This is a genomic window from Vibrio sp. 1078-1 (assembly GCF_033340475.1).
Map to the genome: position 1 here is coordinate 1 of NZ_JAWOWM010000184.1, position 842 is coordinate 842.

Annotated in this window: 1 protein-coding gene; it reads right to left on the reverse strand. The window is 47.4% G+C overall.

Features of this window, described 5'->3' with window-relative positions; genetic code table 11:
• Nucleotides 1-842 (reverse strand): tryptophan--tRNA ligase (gene trpS, locus R7190_RS26470; RefSeq protein WP_318137752.1); only part of this gene is annotated, 842 nt, incomplete at both ends.

Genomic DNA, 842 nt, shown 5'->3' on the forward strand with positions numbered 1-842 from the left:
TCTTGAATTGGCTCAAGCATCGCAACAACCGCTTCACCCACGTCTTTCTTGAATGGGCCATACATTTCAACGCCTTTGTATTTCGCTTCAATCTCTTCAAAGCTCATGCCTGTCGCTGCAGAGTAAAGACCCATTAGGTTTGCAATACCCGCTTTGTTTTCAACATCATGGCGAATGCTTGGTGGCGTTTCGGTATCGGTTTGCGCTTTGTTGATCTTCTTGATGATCGATTTTGGCTCTTCAAGCAGCGTGATAACGTTCTTACGGTTATCATCAGACTTCGACATTTTCTTCGTCGCATCTTGAAGGCTCATTACGCGCGCGTTAACCGTTGGAATATATGGCTCAGGCACCGTAAAGATTGGGCTTTCTGGCGAGTAAATGTTGTTGAAACGCGTTGCGATATCACGCGCTAATTCTAGGTGCTGCTTCTGGTCGCTACCTACTGGCACTTGGTGTGCGCCGTAAAGCAGGATGTCTGCTGCCATTAGCACTGGGTAATCAAACAGACCCACGTTTACGTCGTTCGCGTAACGTGCAGACTTGTCTTTAAACTGAGTCATACGGCTCAGTTCACCCATTTGAGTGTAACAGTTAAGAAGCCAACCAAGTTGAGCATGCTCTGGTACGTGTGACTGAACAAATAGCGTGCTCTTCTTCGGATCAACACCAACTGCCAGACAGATCGCCAATGCGTCTAGAGTCGCTTCATGTAGGGCTTTAGGATCTTGGCGAACCGTAACCGCGTGAAGGTCTACAACACAGTATTGGCAATCATAATCGTCTTGCATCTGCTGCCATTGACGTAGAGCACCCAAGTAGTTACCGATACTTAGTTCACC